This window comes from Aquimarina celericrescens (genome assembly GCF_042682765.1).
Lineage (GTDB): Bacteria > Bacteroidota > Bacteroidia > Flavobacteriales > Flavobacteriaceae > Aquimarina > Aquimarina celericrescens.
The window spans coordinates 291,396-308,611 of the sequence record NZ_JBHUHY010000016.1; the positions used below are offsets into that span (position 1 = coordinate 291,396).

The 17,216-nt window shown below is 34.3% G+C and carries 17 protein-coding genes; 9 read left to right on the plus strand and 8 right to left on the minus strand.

Features of this window, described 5'->3' with window-relative positions:
- Positions 1-5: 5 nt before the first annotated feature.
- The 5 genes from ACFSJT_RS16280 to tilS form a co-directional block, all read right to left on the minus strand.
- On the minus strand, positions 6-1,856 hold the full coding sequence (locus ACFSJT_RS16280) for a CocE/NonD family hydrolase (protein ID WP_378321396.1): 1,851 nt from the start codon (positions 1,854-1,856) through the stop codon (positions 6-8).
- A 155-nt stretch (positions 1,857-2,011) separates the two neighbouring features.
- Positions 2,012-2,794, minus strand: coding sequence for an SDR family NAD(P)-dependent oxidoreductase (locus ACFSJT_RS16285; protein WP_378321397.1), 783 nt, complete (start codon positions 2,792-2,794; stop codon positions 2,012-2,014).
- 48 nt (positions 2,795-2,842) lie between these two features.
- Positions 2,843-3,418, minus strand: a complete 576-nt coding sequence (locus ACFSJT_RS16290; RefSeq protein WP_378321398.1) for a TetR/AcrR family transcriptional regulator — start codon at positions 3,416-3,418, stop codon at positions 2,843-2,845.
- Between the two features lie 106 nt (positions 3,419-3,524).
- Entirely contained in the window at positions 3,525-5,504 is a 1,980-nt protein-coding gene (locus tag ACFSJT_RS16295) for a protein-disulfide reductase DsbD family protein (protein WP_378321399.1), read from the minus strand.
- Positions 5,504-6,817: a tRNA lysidine(34) synthetase TilS gene (gene tilS, locus ACFSJT_RS16300; RefSeq protein WP_378321400.1), complete on the minus strand. Its 1,314-nt coding sequence runs from the start codon at positions 6,815-6,817 to the stop codon at positions 5,504-5,506. Before tilS ends, ACFSJT_RS16295 begins: the two co-directional genes overlap by 1 nt.
- A 171-nt stretch (positions 6,818-6,988) precedes the next feature.
- On the opposite strand from tilS, the gene ACFSJT_RS16305 reads away from it, so the two are divergent.
- On the plus strand, positions 6,989-7,690 hold the full coding sequence (locus tag ACFSJT_RS16305; protein ID WP_378321401.1) for a hypothetical protein: 702 nt from the start codon (positions 6,989-6,991) through the stop codon (positions 7,688-7,690).
- A gap of 100 nt (positions 7,691-7,790) precedes the next feature.
- Here the strand turns inward: ACFSJT_RS16305 and pabB are convergent, their stop codons facing one another.
- The 3 genes from pabB to ACFSJT_RS16320 form a co-directional block, all read right to left on the minus strand.
- Positions 7,791-9,101 (minus strand): aminodeoxychorismate synthase component I, encoded by a 1,311-nt coding sequence (gene pabB / locus ACFSJT_RS16310; protein ID WP_378321488.1) that lies wholly within the window; start codon positions 9,099-9,101, stop codon positions 7,791-7,793.
- Between the two features lie 7 nt (positions 9,102-9,108).
- A complete protein-coding gene (locus tag ACFSJT_RS16315; protein ID WP_378321402.1) occupies positions 9,109-9,642 on the minus strand; it encodes an NADPH-dependent FMN reductase in 534 nt (177 codons plus the stop codon).
- A 137-nt stretch (positions 9,643-9,779) separates the two neighbouring features.
- Positions 9,780-10,556, minus strand: a complete 777-nt coding sequence (locus ACFSJT_RS16320) for a hypothetical protein (protein ID WP_378321403.1) — start codon at positions 10,554-10,556, stop codon at positions 9,780-9,782.
- A gap of 189 nt (positions 10,557-10,745) precedes the next feature.
- On the opposite strand from ACFSJT_RS16320, the gene ACFSJT_RS16325 reads away from it, so the two are divergent.
- The 8 genes from ACFSJT_RS16325 (at position 10,746) to ACFSJT_RS16360 (ending at position 17,178) form a co-directional block, all read left to right on the plus strand.
- Positions 10,746-12,098 (plus strand): DEAD/DEAH box helicase, encoded by a 1,353-nt coding sequence (locus tag ACFSJT_RS16325; protein WP_378321404.1) that lies wholly within the window; start codon positions 10,746-10,748, stop codon positions 12,096-12,098.
- Between the two features lie 5 nt (positions 12,099-12,103).
- Positions 12,104-12,841, plus strand: coding sequence for an NYN domain-containing protein (locus ACFSJT_RS16330; protein WP_378321405.1), 738 nt, complete (start codon positions 12,104-12,106; stop codon positions 12,839-12,841).
- Between the two features lie 135 nt (positions 12,842-12,976).
- Complete coding sequence (locus ACFSJT_RS16335) at positions 12,977-13,519, plus strand: metal-dependent hydrolase (RefSeq protein WP_378321406.1); 543 nt, start codon at positions 12,977-12,979, stop codon at positions 13,517-13,519.
- A complete protein-coding gene (gene bla / locus ACFSJT_RS16340) occupies positions 13,491-14,273 on the plus strand; it encodes a subclass B1 metallo-beta-lactamase (protein WP_378321407.1) in 783 nt (260 codons plus the stop codon). Before ACFSJT_RS16335 ends, bla begins: the two co-directional genes overlap by 29 nt.
- A gap of 3 nt (positions 14,274-14,276) precedes the next feature.
- A complete protein-coding gene (locus ACFSJT_RS16345) occupies positions 14,277-16,040 on the plus strand; it encodes an ABC transporter ATP-binding protein (protein ID WP_378321408.1) in 1,764 nt (587 codons plus the stop codon).
- A 98-nt stretch (positions 16,041-16,138) separates the two neighbouring features.
- Positions 16,139-16,375: a CDGSH iron-sulfur domain-containing protein gene (locus ACFSJT_RS16350; RefSeq protein WP_378321409.1), complete on the plus strand. Its 237-nt coding sequence runs from the start codon at positions 16,139-16,141 to the stop codon at positions 16,373-16,375.
- A 98-nt stretch (positions 16,376-16,473) separates the two neighbouring features.
- The gene (locus tag ACFSJT_RS16355; RefSeq protein ID WP_378321410.1) at positions 16,474-16,635 is read left to right on the plus strand and encodes a hypothetical protein; all 162 of its coding nucleotides are present in this window, start codon (positions 16,474-16,476) and stop codon (positions 16,633-16,635) included.
- Between the two features lie 93 nt (positions 16,636-16,728).
- Entirely contained in the window at positions 16,729-17,178 is a 450-nt protein-coding gene (locus ACFSJT_RS16360; protein WP_378321411.1) for a hypothetical protein, read from the plus strand.
- The last annotated feature ends 38 nt before the right edge of the window (positions 17,179-17,216 follow it).

Here is a 17,216-nt window from a genome sequence, read left to right on the forward strand (position 1 = left end):
CATATTTATTTTAAAATTGAAACTTCTATAGCAGAATCATGATAAATTTTATGAGTTTGCCTAGTAAAATCAGTTGCTGCAGCCTCAAAAATATTGGGAACATACGTTTGAGGATTTAAATCGATTAAAGGAAACCAAGTACTTTGCACCTGAACTTGAATTTTATGGCCTTTCTTAAAAGTATGATGTACATCTTGCAATTTAATATTTACATCTGTCTTCTGATTTGCAGGAAAAGGTTTTGGTTCACTAAAACTATCTCTAAATCTTCCTCGCATTACTTCGCTTCGAACCATCATATGATAGTTTGACATTTTTAAATATTTCTGAGTCTCTTCGGTATCTTCAGCATCGTTAGGATAAACATCGATCAGTTTTACGATCCAATCTGCATCTGTACCTGTAGTGGCTACTTTTAATTTTGCTAACACTTCTCCCGACAGTGTTATATCTTCGGTAAGAACAGGGGTTTCAAAAACCAATACATCTGGACGTCGAGCGGCAAATCGTTGGTCATCTGTCATATATTTTCTTGGTGTAAATACCATTTTAATATCCTCTGAATATGGTACTGGTTTCTTAGGGTCACTTATAAACTCTGAAAAATTTTCACCAGCTGCATCAGACAACTTATCCTCTGCTGTAAGATAAAAAGTCTTTTTCTCTATGTTTTTAGGAGGCCAGCTTTCAAAAGAATTCCATTCTTTTTTGCCTGTATCAAAAATCTGGATTTCAGGTAAACCTGTTTTTCCATCAGCTTCACCTTTTAAGAAATGATTAAAAAACTTGGTCTCTATATCTTTTTGATAATCCAAAGAAAGATCATCTCCAAAATATACATTACCTATAGCTTGACGCTTCTTGTTACGTGCCCAATCACCATGGCTCCATGGTCCAAAAACCATAATATTATAGTTATTGCTTCTATTTTCTATGTTTTCATAGGTTTCAAAGGGACCGTATAAATCTTCAGCATCAAACAATCCCCCTACCACCATAACTGCAGGTTTTATATTTTCTAAATGCTGAATAATCCCTCTTTTCTGCCAAAATTCATCATAATTGGGGTGCTCCTTAAGCTGCGTCCAAAAAACATTATCTTCTTTATAATATTTGTCAAGATTACTTAATGGACCTGAGTCAAGAAAGAATTGATATTGATCTTTACTTTTTAAATCAGGAAAAGTATACCAACTTTCGGTCGTGGGTTTGGTCTTTTCATAACCAAACACCGCAGTCGCTCTCCAATAGCTTAATAAATAAGCTCCGTTGTGATGAAAATCGTCAAAAAAGAAATCTCCTATACAAGCCTGTGGAGATACTGCTTTTAAAGAAGGATGTGAGTCTAATAACGAATACGTTGCATAAAATCCGGGATATGAAATCCCCCAAACTCCGACCTTTCCGTTATTATTGTCTACATTTTTGACTAGCCAATCTATAGTATCATTAGTATCACTAGCCTCATCGACCTGTTTTCCTTTTTTGTTAGGAATATAAGCTCGCATATTGTCATAAATACCCTCGCTCATCCAACGGCCACGAACATCCTGATACACAATTATATTTCCTTCCTTCATCAAAAATTCATTAGGCCCGATTTTAGATCTAAATTGGTCCTCACCGTACGGTCTTGAACTGTACGGAGTTCTTTGCATAAGAATGGGATATTTTTTTGAAGTATCCTTGGGAGAATAGATGGTTGTATGTAGTTTAATACCATCCCTCATTTCTATATCAACCTCTTGTTTTGTATACTGTGTTTTTACATCATAGGAATCTGCTACTTGAGTGAATCCAGAAATAAGATAAAAGAGGAAAAAACCTCTAAGAAAGATAATTTTAATTGATTGCATTGGAGTTAATTTAGTTTCTCGCTGAAGATAAAAAAATGGTAGTACCAGCTTTGTATTTTTAAGGAGATTTTAACAAACTAACCCAATTCTGATTAAGAAAATCTCAAAACATTAAGTCAACTTATTAAGCAAAGAAAGTTTATAGAAATAAGAGCTTAATTTGCTTTATCCTGAATACTTCTGGTAATGGTTGTCACTATATTTCTAGGCATTAATCGGACTGAATTGGCCAGGATCGCATTTATCAAACCATGTATCGCTACCGTTTTTCCTTTCATCATTGCTCTATGTCCATACTGTGCAACTGTCCTTGAGGAGGGTAATTTTTTTCCCTTAACTAACTTACTATCCTCCATCGAGGCAACAGCTTGAAAACCGCTCTCTGTTGCTCCCGGACAAAGCGCAGTAACAGTAATATTTTTATCTTTTAATTCGTTCGCTATTGCCTCAGAAAAATGTAGCACATAAGCCTTTGTTGCAAAATACACTGCCATCATGGGTCCGGGTTGAAAGGCTGCCGTAGATGCCACGTTCATGATTTTTCCGCTATTGCGCTTCATCATATCCCGAAGATAAAGTTTGGTGAACTGTGTTAAGGTTGTTATATTAAGTTCAATCATTTTTTGCTCTTTTTCCCAATCATTCGTGTAGAACATCCCGTAATCCCCAAAACCAGCGTTATTAACTAAAAAATCAATCTGAATCCCTTTTTGATTCGTTTCGTCATACACCTCTTGAGCGGCATTTTTGATCGATAAATCTTTTTCAACTGCCAATACATCTATACTATATTGCTCCTCTAACTCTCTTTGTAGTTCTTCTAATTTGGTTTTATTTCTGGCTACCAAAACGAGGTTATCTCCTTTTCTTGCATGTACTTTTGCTAATTCTAATCCAATGCCATTTGAAGCACCAGTGATTAAAGCTGTTTTTTTCATTTTAAAATTATTTTAGTGAATATTTATTCGTTTAAAAGTTAAAAAAAATCATTCCGTAATACTATCCCAAGCCATTGTAAAACAAGTATTCATATCTTTTTTTTTTAGTTTCAACCCTTCTCGAACAACCATCTTTACAATCTCGTGAATGGCTCCCTGTAAATGTGCTTTGATCAATGCGACATCCATTTTTTTTACATAATCGTTTTTTTGACCCTCAATTAGAAATTGATTAAGTGGTTCAAAATATGTATTAGTTTTTATGATATTCGCTTCGGTAATGTAGCCACTGTAAATGAATTGTTCTACAAAAAGCATCTTTTCAGGGTTTAATAAGCAATATTTAAAATATCCATACCACATTGCCTTAAAAGTCTTGTTAAAAGAACCCTTTACATACTTCGAGTTAATTATTGCGCCGGCCACTTCCTTTTTAGTAACCACAAAAACATCGTTGATAAGCTGTTCTTTGCTTATGTAATAGACGTATAATGTACCTGTAGCTACTCCAGATTTTTTGGCTACCTCTGCCATCTTTAAGCCAGAAAAACCTGTCTTTGTTACTAACTCTATCGTAGCCTTGTATATGGCATTTACTTTATTTTGATCTTTTACTTTTGGCATTACTTCTTTCTAATACTGCAAATATAGGTGAATAAATATTCACTAAAAAAACATTAATATTTATTCTTTATAAAACTACAAATAAATCATAGATAAAGTTAAATCACTATTTTTTAAAGTTCTTTAAACCGGTTTTTAACCATTTGAGATACTCATTAGTATCTGGCGTATATGCCGTGGTAGTGTTCAGCAAATTCATATCAGAATCAATTAACACATAATAAGGTTGAGAATTATTCTCAAAATTTAATGTTTGAAACGTAGCCCATTTATCCCCTATGGTTCTTATATTTTTAACCCTGCCATCCGGTTTTAAAAACTTGAATTGTTCTTCTTGGGATAGCCCCTCGCGATCATCAACATATAAGGAGATCAAAACATATTCATTTTTAAGTATATCGATGATTTCGGGATAGCTCCACACTTGTTCTTCCATTTTTCGACAATTCACACATGCCCAGCCGGTAAAATCAATCATAATAGGTTTGTTTTGCAGTTTGGCTGCCCTTACTCCCTCTTCAAAATCTGTATATGCATTAAGTCCTAAAGGCCCATGTGCTTCTTTCTCATACACGCTATAAAATAATGGCGGTGGAAAACCACTTAGCAATTTTAAATTGGCGTATGCAGTATTGGTAAGCCCTGGGGTCAAATAGATTACAAAAGCCAACGTGAGAATCCCTAACGTTTTTCTTCCTGTGCTTAGTTGCTTAATGGGGCCATCATGTGGGAACCGTATTTTACCAAAAAGATATAACGTCATAGCAATTCCAATAATAATCCAGATGGCAATAAATATTTCGCGCTTTAATATTCCCCAATGTTCTACAAGATCTGCATTGGATAAAAATTTAAAGGCAAGTGCCAGTTCTATAAATCCTAAAACCACCTTTACCGTATTTAACCATCCTCCGCTTTTGGGTAAAGAATTTAACCAATTAGGAAACAATGCAAACAGTCCAAATGGTAAGGCCAAAGCCAATCCAAAGCCACCCATTCCGAAGCTCAATTGAATGGCGCCACCATCACTACTTAAAGAACCTCCTAAAAGCGATCCTAAAATTGGACCTGTACAGGAAAACGATACCAATGCCAAGGTAAGTGCCATAAAAAATATGCCTACTACACCTCCAATACTATTTGCCTTATCATCCAGACTATTACTCCAGGATGCAGGTAATGTAATCTCAAAATACCCAAAAAATGAAATAGCAAAAACAATAAAGATGATAAAGAAGATAATATTCAGTGTAACATTAGTAGAGATATTATTAAGTATTTCTGGATCTAAAGAATCTAACAAGTGAAATGGAATACTTAACAAAAGGTAGATAACAAAAATAAAGAAACCATAAAGTATGGCATTGAATGTCCCTTTTTTGCGATTCTTAGCACTTTTGGTAAAAAAAGAAACCGTAAGAGGAATCATAGGAAAAACACAAGGTGTTAAAAGTGCAATTAATCCTCCCAAAAATCCAAGAATAAATATAGTGAGGTAGCTTTTATCTGTTACATCTTCTTTAGGAAAAACATCCCAACCTTTAACCCCAATATCCAGCGCTTTAGATTTGCTGCGATCATTAGCACTAATGCTAGCTACATCGCCCTTATTTTCAGTTGCTTCTCCGGTAAGGTTTAGATCAAATTCTACGATCTCTGGTGCAAGACATTTTTCATCATCACAGACTGAAAAAAATACTTCGGCCTTTACTGTTTTAAGATCTTTGTCTATTAATTTTATTTTTTGAGAAAAAGTAACCTCATCTTCAAAATACTTCACATCCATCTCGAATATATTGTCGTATTTCTCGATGCCTTTTGGCTCAAGAGTTTCTCCGACTAAGCTATACGTTTCATCAGTATTATTAAAAGTAAACTCTGTGGGTGTTGGAGTAATTTCATCTGTTTCTGCTTCGTTTTGCGAATATAAGTGCCAACCTTTGTCCAAAGTGGCTTTAAAATATAATTGGTAAATGCCTTCTGATTCTTTCTCAATATTAGCTTCCCATTGAATTGGATCTAATGTTTGGGCAAAAAATGGATTAGAAAATAAAAAAGTAGTTAATAATATTATGAAATATTTCATCAGGTTATAGTAATCTTTAATAATTGTTTTGTTTGAGGCGTTATTTTAAATCTGTTATCTGCCCGGTAGTTTATGATCCAAACAATTTCTTTTTCAGAACATAGGATCCAAACTCTCTCTTTTGCAAGTAACGATAGCTTTTCATCTTTAAAAAATTTACTTAATTTCTTTTTACCTTTCATTCCCAGAGGGTAAAAATAGTCGCCTGCTTTCCATTTTCTTACAGTTAGAGGATACTTTAACTTTTCTTTATCTACATAAATGGTTTTAAAGTCCTTTTGTACTATTTCTGAAACCTTTCTAAATTTAATAGTTCCCGGAGGGATCATTATCGTTTGCTCTTCTTCAGAAATAAGATACTCCCTATCAGAAATTTCCTCTACAATGGGGCTTAATAACAAATAATCTCTATCCTTTACCAATCTATGTGTTTCTGAAAACACCTGTTTGCCAGGTTGGGCAGTAACGATCTGTTCGATATCATCCCAAGCTGTAAACCCGTAATCTCTTAACAAAAAATATAGACATGTTCTTGGGTTACCATAGTTACGTAGTTTATTAATAGGTATTTTAACAATATCAATTTCTGATGTTATAAATAGCTCTTTTTTAAGGTGAACTAATTGACTCTGAATAAAATCCTTACTTTGCTTTAAATAATCCAGTGTATTCTTAAAATTATGTAAGAATTTGGGATGAATAGCTTTTAGCTCTGTGATCACATCGTGTCTAAGTTTATTACGCAAGTACTTGGTACTTTTGTTACTACTATCTTCTCGCCATTGTATATTCTTTTCTGTAGCAAAGTCTAAAATTTCTTCTCTAGAGAAAGGTAAAAGCAGACGAACAAAAATTTCATTTACCTCTGGTATTCCTGTTAATCCGTCTAAACCTGTTCCTCTTGATAGATTTATTAAGAAAGTCTCGAGGTTGTCATCTGCATGATGGGCGGTAAGAACATAATCATACTGAAATTCTAGTGCTAACTCCCTAAACCATCCATACCGCAGCTCTCTTGCGGCCATTTGTATCGATAAGTCATGATCTTTGGCATATTTTTCTGTATCAAAACTTCTTCTAAAAAATAGTACGCTTAATCTTTCTGCCAAGGATTTAACAAATTTCTCATCACCATCACTTTCTTCTTCTCTTAAGTTAAAATTACAATGAGCCACCCCAAACTCAAATTTCAGTGAATGGCACATTTCTGTAAGAACAACACTATCTAACCCTCCGCTACATGCAATTAATAGTCTACTTCCCGATAAAAAAGAAAAATGAGCGGCAATATGATCCTTAAATTCTTGTAACAACTATATTTCGAATTAGTATTGGTATTACTTTTTGATTTTTCAAATATACGACTTTGAATTGCTATCACAATTCACAACGAAAAGCATTTTTATATCTGATTTTCAAGTTTTTAACATCAAATCTGGTTTGTTTTCGTTATTTTTAAAGAACAACTCTTAAATCATTCACTAATGGATAAGACACACGAACTGCAGAAATTTTATGGGGCTAATGATCAAAGAGAATTCGGTAAGAAATTATTATCTATAGTTCCGCATTTACATCCTTATGTAAAGCACCGTATTTATATTGCCGAAAGTGTTGGTATCTTGCCTCAAAATATGTATTGCTCTAACGGTATTATAGATGATGCAATCTTAAAACTATATCATGACGATCTCGATATAGAAATTGATACCTTATCATTAGAGCTCAAACTTTTTAAGATAGCCGATGAGCTTATCGATGAACTTTACTCCAGAGAAGGCTGGCATCAGAACACAATCAGCACCAATCATTTTCTCAAAATGGAGCTAGAAAAGCTCGAAGAAAATTTTACAGTTGAGGCTGATAATGAACTCATAATGAAAGAAGAGTTAGATGATATTTGTTATCACCAAAATTCTGAACAAAAACAAAATTTCATCTATGATGACATGGATTCTGATATTATTAAAATTATTGATAATGAGCCTTCATCAAATTCTAGAAAGCAAAAATTATTAGGTAAATTTTATAGTTGGTTGCCTATGGAAACTTCAAAAATTATTGATCTATTCGTTTTTGGAAAATTGAATTTTGAAGAGATTGCAACTATAAAAGAAATCACCTCTCAAGAAGTAAAAGAAATTATTATTGACGTAAGAAAAAGTTTTAGGCGAAACTTGATTTAGTTTGTGAGTTTGTGAGTTTATGAGTTAAATCAAGTAAATTGTCTCATGATATCTGAACTATTTCAAATTATAGTAAACTCAAATACTCACCTCTCAAAAACTATAACCCTTCTAACGCCTCTCGCATCGCTCTTGCTTTAAGTAGGCATTCTTCGTATTCTTTATCGGGATCTGACTTTGCTGTTATTGCGCCTCCTACAGTATAGGAAATATATTTTTTTTCAGCGTTGTAGAGAATACTTCGTATCACTACGTTGAAATCAAAATCACCGTTGGGAGTAATATAGCCTACAGCTCCACTATATAGCCCCCTTTTAGACTCTTCAAGCTCTTCAATGATTCGCATTGCCGAAATTTTTGGGGCTCCAGTCATACTTCCCATAGGAAAAGTAGTTCTTATAATATCTACAGGAGAAGTACTCTTACTAACTTCTGAAACTACCGTAGAAATCATCTGGTGTACTTGTTTAAAACTATAAACTTTACAAAGCTCTTCAACTTCTACACTTCCTCGCGTTGCGGTTCTAGACAGATCGTTACGCACAAGATCTACAATCATGATATTTTCTGAACGTTCTTTAAGGTCACTTCGTAAATCCGATATAAGCTTTTTATCATTCGACTCTTTATCTGATCGTTTTGATGTTCCTTTGATAGGTTGCGAAATAATCTTCTGTCCTTCTTTTCGCAGGTATCTTTCTGGAGAGGCCGATAATAAAAACAGATCACCCATCTTAAAAAAAGTTGCAAAAGGAGGTTTTGAAATATCATTAAGGTGATAGTACGTTTGCAATGGATCGATACAACTATCCTTTGCAAAGAATTCCTGACAAAAATTAGCCTCATAAATATCGCCTCGATGAATATGAGATAGCATCTTTTTCACCTTATCCTTATAAACATCTTTGGTAATGCTTAGGCTTATTTTCACTTTCCCGTATGGCGAATCTTCATTATGCGACAGATCAACGCAGTCTGGAAACGTATGAATTAACTTGAAATCTTCTTCCATTTCATCATCCACCATCCTTAAGTAATGCATTTCGAGAAGATTGTCTTTAAACAGCAATAGTTTTTTAGGCTGAAAAAAATATAAATCTGGAAAATTCAAAGAGTCCGAATTTTTAGACACCAGATTCTCAACATCATTTTTAAGATCATAAGATAAGTACCCAAAGATCCAATCTGCTGTTTTTTCCTGATATTCTTTTAATTTATCAAAAGCTCCATGATAATCTGTCCTTATCGAAGTAAAAGCATCTACAGCCAAAACCGCATCATAACTTGAATACTGCTGATGATAGTCATTGGAATCTAACCAAACGACATCTTCAAACTGCTGCGCCCAATGCAGTAATCGAATTTTAAATTCTGATGGATCTTCTACAGTATATTTTTCTACACTTCGCACCTGTTCGTTAGATTTGATGCGCAAAAGTACTGAGAACTTGTTTTAATCCCAACAGCAGTGTTTCATTAGTAACTGAATTCGATTCTGAAGAAAAGTTTTCATAGAAAGAAGGAAAACTGAAACTTTCTGTAATTTCGGCGCCAAAACGCGGTAATACAGTTTTGGCATATTCCAAAGAACTCAACCCGCCTCTTTTTCCAGGAGCAGTGCTCATGAGTAATACCTTCTTTCCTTCCAAAAAATTACGATCCAAACGAGACAACCAATCCACTATATTCTTGAAAAAGGCACTCCAGCTGCCATTATGCTCATTTACTGAAATGATCAATGCATCAACTTCAGATATCTCCTGTTTCAAAGCCATTGCCATTCCCGGGAAAGAATTTTTCTCTTCATCTTCACTATACATTGGCATCTCATAACTTGTCAAATTGATGACTTTAACCTGATGATCTTTTATCTCTGAAGCGACATATTTTACAAGCCGATCGTTAATTGAAGTACTGCTATTAGAACCAGCAAAAGCTAGAATGTTTTTCATTATTGTTATATTAGAAAATCAAAAGTAACTAAAATCAGCATACATTTTAATAGAAAAAACACCTATTGCCTTAGATGGACAATACGTGTTTTCATGCAATATTAAAGACTAAAACTAAAGACTTTTAATTTCCAGAATTAACCAATAGGAATATCAGAGCATAGTGAATAGTCAAAAGGTGTACCACCCTCAACGGTTGGATATGGATCATCCCCTATATCACATTCATCACTACTAATGCAACATACCCAGTCAATTTCGGCTTGACGAAGTAATAAAGAAAATCGTTGTCTTGTCTTTCTGCTACATTCTAGGTAAGCCGATCTATCTTCACCTGTAGGGTCATCAATTGCGTAACACTTCTCCATAGCAATTGTAAAAGGTTCTAGAGTAGCTAACCTAGGTGGGCCGCATACTTCATAAAAGCAATGTACTTCTTCATTAGTATATTCTTTCCCTGTTTTACTTCTACCGGTTTGGTTATATCTAACTTCTAAAAGGGTTTTAAATAACATATTATCAATAACCGAAGCATCCTGACTCAAAAGATCAAAACGTAACGTTAACTTTTCCCATTCTTTATTAAGTAAATCATAAACAGTATTCGTTAGCTCGATATTTTCAAATCCCAAAGCTTTAGCCAATTCGATTTGTTGCATATCGTTTAACTCAGGAGCTTCTAAAAGCTCTAGTGCTTTATTGTAATCCGTAATCCGACTTGTTGTAATGGCGGTATTCTCCATGTGTTTTCTAAACAAGGAGTCTTCTGCAAAATTTGCAAAATCTTCTACTTCGGGTTCAGCAGATATCGGTTCTTCATCGGTTGTGTCGCTATTACAGGATAAAAAAATTATACAGGCTGATAAGAAAGGCACAAATAATAAGATTCTAAATAAGTTTTTAATAAGTAACATGATTTGTATTTTAAGTTGATATTCAAAAATAAACCATAGTCAACCTTAAAAAGTTCCAACTTATAAAATGGTACCCCTAAATTTCATTTTTTAAAAGAATGTGTAGTCTCTGCTAAACTGTATTAAGCATAAATCGTCGATTGATTCCCGAAATAAGCCTACCTTTGTACCATCAAAAAAAATAATCCATTGACTTTTCAAGATTTAAACATAAGCACTCAACTTCTTAATGCACTTGATGATTTAGGGTTTGATACTCCTACTCCAATCCAGGAACAAGCATTTTCGCCGGTAATGTCTGGTAAAGATGTGGTGGGTATTGCCCAAACGGGAACTGGTAAAACGTATGCCTATATGCTACCCATATTACGAATGTTGAAATATTCAGTGCAACAAAATCCAAGGGTTTTAGTCTTAGTACCTACCAGAGAATTAGTGGTTCAGGTTGTCGATGAAATTGAAAAACTATCAACTTATATCAACATACGGATCGCCGGTGTATATGGCGGAACCAATATCAACACTCAAAAACAGGTAGTTGCTCAAGGTCTTGATATTGTTGTTGCTACGCCCGGACGCCTTTACGATTTGGCAGTAAGCAGAGCTTTACAGCTAAAATCAATACAAAAACTGGTTATAGATGAAGTCGATGTAATGATGGATCTGGGATTTAGACATCAACTCATGAACATTTTTGATATCCTTCCGCGACAGCGGCAAAATATCATGTTCTCGGCCACAATGACAGAAGAAGTAGAGCTTCTTATTACCGAAATTTTTGTAAATCCCCTAAAGATATCTGTTGCTAAAAGTGGAACACCGCTAAATAATATTAGACAATTTGGATATAAGGTTCCTAATTTTTACACTAAAGTAAATTTATTAGAGTATCTACTAAACAATGAAGAAGAATTTCAAAAAACATTACTTTTTGTAGCCAACAAACGCATGGCCGATCGATTATTTGATCGTTTTGAAAAAACATTTCCTGATCAATGTGCCGTGATACATTCTAATAAAACTCAAAACTACAGATTGCGTAGTATAGAGCAATTTGAAAGCGGCGAGCATCGAATTCTAATCGCTACTGATGTGATGGCCCGGGGATTAGATATTGATAATATTACACATGTAATCAATGTTGACACCCCAGATTATCCAGAAAACTATATGCATCGTATTGGTAGAACAGGTCGAGCTCAAAAAGAAGGAATTTCTTTGGTATTAGTGACCGAAAAAGAACAAGAGTCTCTTGAAGCGATAGAAAGCCTGATGGAGATGAAGGTAGAACAGCTTGAATTACCAGATACTGTTGAAACATCAACAGAATTAACTCCAGAGGAACAGCCAAAAATAAAAGAAATCTACAATCCAAATAAGCGAGAAGAACAAGTAGGTCCTGCTTTTCATGAAAAAAAAGAAAAAAACAGCAAGGTAAACCTAGGTGGGAAATATCAGCGAGAAATCAAGAAGAAATATAAAAAGCCTAAAACCAAAGGTGACAAAACATTTAATCTGAAAAATAAAAAGAGAAAGAAATAATAACTATGGATCTAAATCTTGCAGTACTCATAGACGGTGACAATATCCCGTCTTCTTATGTAAAAGAAATGATGGAGGAAATTGCGAAATATGGTAACCCCACCATCAAAAGAATCTATGGGGATTGGACCAATCCTAAACTTTCTAAATGGAAAAAAATTCTCTTAGAAAATGCCATCACTCCTATCCAGCAATATGGCTATACCCGGGGGAAAAATGCAACAGATTCTGCCATGATTATTGATGCTATGGATATTCTATATTCAGAAAAAGTGGATGGTTTTTGCCTTGTTTCTAGCGATAGTGATTTTACTCGATTGGCAACAAGATTGAGGGAAGCTGGTATGAAAGTATATGGCATTGGTGAAAAGAAAACACCAGATCCCTTTATTGTCGCTTGCGATAAATTTATTTATCTCGAAATCCTAAAGTACGAAGCTGAAGAAGAGGAATCTGAAACTACCGATGACAAACCAAAAACTAAAATTAGTGTTGATAAAATCACTCAAAAGCAGATAAGGTTAATCGCTTCGACCATTTCAGACTTGGCCGATGATGATGGTTGGGCATTTCTTGGAGATGTTGGTAGTTTATTACAAAAGAAACAACCCAATTTTGACGCGAGAAATTATGGTTTTCAAAAATTGACACCATTAATCAAATCCATCAAAAAATTTGAAATCGAACAACGAGAAACTTCCAAAGGAAGATCTAAGCTTATTTATGTTAGAAATAAAAGATAAAGTAAACTACTCTGGTACAAGCCCACGAGGCATCGGTTGGAAATTAATTTTGATTTCGCGGCAAGCCACAGAGCATTTAAATCTCGATTATCAATTAAAAACAAAGGTTGAGAAGAATACGATTAACCTCTAATTATGGCTTCTATCTTCGCCCATGGGTTTGCAGCATTTGCGTTAGGAAAAAGTTTTTCTAATACAATCATTTCAGCAAAGTTCTGGGTTTTGGGTATTTTATGTTCGATGATACCAGATGCAGATATAGTAGGTTTTAAATTTAATATCGCTTACGAAGATTTTTGGGGACACCGAGGTTTTTCTCATTCTTTGATTTTTGCGCTGCTGCTAGGAATTCTTGTGACTTTTGTTTTTTATAATAAACAGTTGTTCTACAAAACCGGAATTTATTTGATCGTCTATTTCACAATTTGCACTGCTTTGCACGGAGTTCTTGATGCTATGACTACAGGCGGATTAGGGATCGCTTTTTTCGCTCCTTTTGACAATTCCCGATATTTTTTCCCGTGGAGGCCTATTGTAGTTTCTCCTATTGGCGCAAGTAAGTTTTTTAGCATGTGGGGCATTAAAGTATTGTTAAGTGAATTGATTTGGGTAGTAATCCCAGCTAGTATTTATATTTTTGTAGTGCAATATGTTAAAAAAACCAAAAGCCAATCTTAAAAAGACGACTAAATATATTCTAATTCAGCTGTCATATTTTGCTGTGTTGTTTCTTTTTTCTTACCAGGACAGCAACGCTCAAAAAAAAATTAAGGTTTCTAAAAAGCTTCAAATTACCAAAATAAATGAGTGCAGTTATATTCATATTTCATACCTAAATTTAAAAAACGGAGCTTCAATTTCTTGTAATGGTTTCATTTATATAAATAACAACGAAGCATATGTTTTTGATACTCCTGCTAATGATGAGGCAACTTCAGATTTAATAAATTGGCTTCAAAAAGATATAAAAGTAAAAATAAAAGGTGTGATTTTTAATCATTTTCACAAGGATTGTCTGGAAGGAATGGATGTTTTCAAAAAAAATAATATTCCCTGTATTGCCAGCAAAAAAACGGCCAATTATATGCGATTAGGACAATACAATCTGCCCGATCAAGTATTTGAAAATAATCTAAACTTAACATTAGGCAATAAGAACATTTATAATGCTTATTTTGGTGAGGCGCATACCAAGGATAATATCGTATCATATTTCCCTGAAGAACAACTCATTTATGGTGGCTGCATGATCAAAAGTTTGAAAGCTTCAAAAGGAAATCTTTCTGATGCCAATGTAGCTGAATGGTCTAAGACGGTTACTATGATCAAAGAAGCCTATCCTAAAATTGAAATTGTTATCCCGGGTCATGGAGATTTCGGAAACAGTGATCTACTAGATTACACCATTTCATTATTTAAAATTGAAGATTAAAAAATGTCAGAACCTACAGATAAAAAACAAAATAAGAAATCAAAAGTTAGCATAGGGCAAGCCTTTAAAACAATTATTTGGCCAAGAAGAAACTTGGTTTTCATCGGGTTGCTACTTATTGTATTGAGCCGATTAGCTGGTTTGGTACTACCTGTAGCCAGTAAGTATCTAATGGACGATGTTATTGGCAAAAAGGATTATCAAATGCTCAAATGGCTATTAGTTGGTGTTGGGGTAGCCATTTTTGTACAAGCTATTACCTCTTTCCTTCTTACCAGGATACTAAGTGTGCAGGCACAATTTTTAATCTCAGAACTTCGCGCACAGGTACAAAAGAAAGTACTTTCTTTACCAATCAGCTTCTTTGATAACACAAAATCAGGTGCACTAGTATCACGAATCATGAGCGATGTTGAAGGTGTTAGAAATCTTATTGGTACAGGATTAGTACAATTGGTTGGTGGTACAATTACAGCTATTATTTCTTTAATACTATTAATTCGTATTAGCCCATCGATGACCTTATTTGTGTTAGTCCCAGTATCAGTATTTGGGATTGTTGCTTTAAAAGCTTTCAAATATATCAGACCTATTTTTAGAAAACGAGGAGTGATTAATGCTGAAGTAAAAGGTAGATTGACTGAAACACTTGCCGGAGTGCGAGTCATTAAAGGTTTTAATGCAGAAGCGCAAGAGAATAAAACTTTTGAAGAAGGCGTAGATCGTTTGTTTCAGAATGTAAAAAAGAGCTTAACAGCTACTGCACTGATGACCAGTTCTTCCACTTTTTTATTAGGCATTGCTTCTACAGGAATCATGGGAATAGGCGGATATAAAATCATGATCGACGAGCTTACGATTGGTGATTTTCTTTCTTTTACTTTGTTATTAGGCTTTATGATTGCTCCAATTGTCCAAATGAGTAATATTGGTAGTCAGTTAACAGAAGCATTGGCTGGTTTGGATCGTACTGAGGAATTGATGAATATGACTCCCGAAGAGGAAATAGCAGAAAGGACTATAGAACTCGGCAATATAAAAGGAAACATCATCTTTGATGATGTTTCCTTTTCTTATGAAGAAGGTAAAGAAGTACTACACCATATTAGTTTTAGAGCTCCATCTGGATCTGTAACCGCTTTAGTTGGTAGTTCGGGCTCAGGTAAATCAACGATAGCAGGGTTAGCAGCTACCTTTCTCAACCCTAAATCTGGACTAATTACGGTCGACGGACATGATATTTCTAAAGTCAAATTAAATAGTTATCGCCGTAATCTTGGCGTAGTACTACAAGATGACTTTTTGTTTGAAGGAACGATTAAAGAGAATATACTTTTTCCCAGGCCAGATGCTAACAATGATCAATTAGACAATGCTGTAAAAGCAGCGTATGTGAATGAATTTACTGATCGTTTTGATGATGGACTAGATACATTAATTGGGGAGCGGGGTGTAAAACTATCTGGAGGACAACGACAACGTATTGCTATTGCCAGAGCTATTCTTGCCGATCCGAAAATTATTATTTTGGATGAGGCAACATCAAATCTTGATACAGAAAGTGAAGCTTTAATACAAAAGAGTTTGGGAGAATTAATGAAAGGAAGAACGACTTTTGTAATCGCTCACCGTTTAAGCACGATTAAAAAAGCAGATCAAATTTTAGTAATCGAATCTGGAAATATTGCAGAGCGTGGTAATCATGACGAGCTTATTGCTGCAGAAGGTCGATATTTTGATTTGTATACGTACCAGGCAAGAATTTAGAAGATCTACTCTACAAATAATTAAGACATTATTTGGTTTCAATCTAAATGCGATTTTGGTTATCTTACCTATTGATTTAATCTTTTAATAAAATCAATATGAGTGCATCAAAAAGAGCAGGAAACGAACCAATAAAGATAGATTTAGAAAAAAATAAAAACTATGCGTGGTGTAGTTGTGGATATAGTGAGGATCAACCTTTTTGTAACGGAGCTCACAAAAACGAAGGAGGAGTACCTATGATATTTTCTGTTAACGAACCAAAAACAGTCTTTTTATGTACTTGCAAGCTTACCAGCACTCCTCCTTATTGTGATGGAACTCATAAAAATTAATAAAAAACTCTGTTTACTTATTTATTAAACATAGTTTTTTATTAGGAGTTTGGTTTAATTCATTCACAATATCTTCCTTCTGGGTCCATTTGAAAATAATGGTAGCAATTCTAGAAATTACAAAAACGAAAAAGTCAAAGACCGCTGGAAATGCTGATACTTTTAGTGCACTTGCAAAAACAGGAGTAGAAATTTTATATTACATTTCATTTTATAAAGCAACTAGCGATAATAATTCTTCATCAATTATTCCTATTTAACAATAATTTATTAAATATTTAATCTTCTCTTTAAAAATTATTTCGTGTTTATTGAGTTTTACTTGTATTATTATAAACTCAAAAAAGCAAATCATGAAAAAATTATTTTTAATTATGCTAATGGCGACCCCATTGTTCTTTGTTGGCTGTAGTGATGATGATGACACTGCAGAGGTATCCACAACTTATACTCTCGCCGAAATCGGTGACTCAGGAGTATCAGGAACTGCAAAATTTGTTAAAATAGATAGTGTTACTACCCGCGTAGAACTACAACTACAAAATACAGTCGTAGACACTATCCATCCTGCTCATATTCATATAAATGATGCTGCTACAGGCGGTAGTATAGCAAGAACATTGACCGATGTAGACGGCAATACCGGAGTAAGCGTAACAGAATTTAAAGCACTTGATGATGACACTTCTATAAACTACGAAGGATTATTAGAATTTGACGGTCATATTAATGTACATCTAGGTCCAGGTGTTGATTTACAAACTATAGTAGCGCAAGGAAATATCGGGAGCAACGTTCAATAAACCTCCTTAAAGTATAAGCAAACAAAAAAGCGAACCGT

Excerpts from the sequence above, each read along its gene's own strand:
- ACFSJT_RS16280 (WP_378321396.1), bottom strand. The coding sequence starts at position 1,856 with ATGCAATCAATTAAAATTATCTTTCTTAGAGGTTTTTTCCTCTTTTAT.
- ACFSJT_RS16285 (WP_378321397.1), bottom strand. The coding sequence starts at position 2,794 with ATGAAAAAAACAGCTTTAATCACTGGTGCTTCAAATGGCATTGGATTA.
- ACFSJT_RS16290 (WP_378321398.1), bottom strand. The coding sequence starts at position 3,418 with ATGCCAAAAGTAAAAGATCAAAATAAAGTAAATGCCATATACAAGGCT.
- ACFSJT_RS16295 (WP_378321399.1), bottom strand. The coding sequence starts at position 5,504 with ATGAAATATTTCATAATATTATTAACTACTTTTTTATTTTCTAATCCA.
- ACFSJT_RS16305 (WP_378321401.1), top strand. The coding sequence starts at position 6,989 with ATGGATAAGACACACGAACTGCAGAAATTTTATGGGGCTAATGATCAA.
- ACFSJT_RS16315 (WP_378321402.1), bottom strand. The coding sequence starts at position 9,642 with ATGAAAAACATTCTAGCTTTTGCTGGTTCTAATAGCAGTACTTCAATT.
- ACFSJT_RS16320 (WP_378321403.1), bottom strand. The coding sequence starts at position 10,556 with ATGTTACTTATTAAAAACTTATTTAGAATCTTATTATTTGTGCCTTTC.
- ACFSJT_RS16330 (WP_378321405.1), top strand. The coding sequence starts at position 12,104 with ATGGATCTAAATCTTGCAGTACTCATAGACGGTGACAATATCCCGTCT.
- ACFSJT_RS16335 (WP_378321406.1), top strand. The coding sequence starts at position 12,977 with ATGGCTTCTATCTTCGCCCATGGGTTTGCAGCATTTGCGTTAGGAAAA.
- bla (WP_378321407.1), top strand. The coding sequence starts at position 13,491 with ATGTTAAAAAAACCAAAAGCCAATCTTAAAAAGACGACTAAATATATT.
- ACFSJT_RS16345 (WP_378321408.1), top strand. The coding sequence starts at position 14,277 with ATGTCAGAACCTACAGATAAAAAACAAAATAAGAAATCAAAAGTTAGC.
- ACFSJT_RS16350 (WP_378321409.1), top strand. The coding sequence starts at position 16,139 with ATGAGTGCATCAAAAAGAGCAGGAAACGAACCAATAAAGATAGATTTA.
- ACFSJT_RS16355 (WP_378321410.1), top strand. The coding sequence starts at position 16,474 with ATGGTAGCAATTCTAGAAATTACAAAAACGAAAAAGTCAAAGACCGCT.
- ACFSJT_RS16360 (WP_378321411.1), top strand. The coding sequence starts at position 16,729 with ATGAAAAAATTATTTTTAATTATGCTAATGGCGACCCCATTGTTCTTT.